Here is a 1,549-nt window from a genome sequence, read left to right as displayed (position 1 = left end):
TACAGGTACTGCCCGGTGTTGGCGACAGTGTCGATCGAGCGGCCGGACTCGGCACCCTGCTTCCCGGTGACCAGGGTCCGGATGAAGACGATCCGCTCGCCCTTCTTGCCGGAGATCCGGGCCCAGTCGTCCGGGTTGGTGGTGTTCGGCAGGTCCTCGTTCTCCTTGAACTCGTCCACGCAGGCGTTGAGCAGGTGGGCGACGCGCAGACCCCGCTGACCGTGGTCGAGGAAGGCCTTGATGGCCATCTTCTTCGCCCGGTCGACGATGTTCTGGATCATCGCGCCGGAGTTGAAGTCCTTGAAGTACAGGACCTCCTTGTCACCGTTGGCGTAGGTGACCTCCAGGAAGCGGTTCTCCTCCGTCTCGGAGTACATCCGCTCCACCACCGACTGGATCATCGCCTCCACCGTGGCGCCCACGGAGCCGTCGTGCTCCTTGAGGTCGTCCGGGTGGAACGGCAGCGAGCCCTTGAGGTACTTGGAGAAGATGTCCTTCGCGGCCTCGGCGTCCGGGCGCTCGATCTTGATCTTGACGTCCAGGCGGCCGGGCCGCAGGATCGCCGGGTCGATCATGTCCTCGCGGTTCGAGGCGCCGATGACGATGACGTTCTCCAGGCCCTCCACGCCGTCGATCTCGGCGAGCAGCTGCGGGACGATGGTGTTCTCCACGTCCGAGCTGACACCGGAACCGCGGGTGCGGAACAGCGACTCCATCTCGTCGAAGAAGACGATGACGGGGGTGCCCTCGCTCGCCTTCTCCCGGGCCCGCTGGAAGACCAGGCGGATCTGCCGCTCGGTCTCGCCGACGTACTTGTTGAGCAGCTCGGGGCCCTTGATGTTGAGGAAGTAGCTCTTCCCCTGGGGCCGGCCGGTGACCTCGGCGACCTTCTTGGCCAGCGAGTTCGCCACGGCCTTGGCGATCAGCGTCTTGCCGCAGCCGGGCGGGCCGTAGAGCAGCACGCCCTTGGGCGGGCGCAGCTCGTACTCCTTGAAGAGGTCGGCGTGCAGGTACGGCAGCTCGACCGCGTCCCGGATCAGTTCGATCTGGTTGGCGAGGCCGCCGATCTGGCGGTAGTCGATGTCCGGGACCTCCTCGAGGACGAGCTCCTCGACCTCGGACTTCGGCACGACCTCGTAGACGTAGCCGGAACGGGGTTCCAGCAGGAGGGCGTCCCCCGCCCGGAGGGTGATCTCGCGCAGCGGTTCGGCCAGGCGCACCACCCGCTCCTCGTCGGTGTGGCCGACGACCAGGGCCCGCTCGCCGTCCTCCAGGACCTCCTTGAGGGTGACCAGGTCGCCGATGCTCTCGAAGGCCATCGCGTCCACGATGTTGAGGGCCTCGTTGAGCATCACTTCCTGGCCGCGCCGCAGCTCGTCGAGCTCGACGTTGGGGCTGACGTTCACGCGGAGCTTGCGGCCACCGGTGAAGATGTCGGCGGTGCCGTCCTCGTTCTGGCTGAGGAAGACACCGAATCCGGCCGGGGGCTGTGCCAGCCGGTCCACTTCCTCCTTGAGGGCCACGATCTGGTCGCGGGCCTCTCGCAGGG

Annotated in this window: 1 protein-coding gene; it reads right to left on the bottom strand. The window is 66.8% G+C overall.

The features are described from left to right. Positions 1-1,549: proteasome ATPase (arc, locus tag PUR61_RS15940; RefSeq protein ID WP_329879507.1), on the bottom strand; the 1,549-nt coding region annotated here is incomplete at both ends.

This window comes from Streptomyces sp. BE20, assembly GCF_036322525.1.
Lineage (GTDB): Bacteria > Actinomycetota > Actinomycetes > Streptomycetales > Streptomycetaceae > Kitasatospora.
Note: the sequence above shows the minus strand (reverse complement) of the source record. Positions and strands in the feature narration are given on the sequence as shown.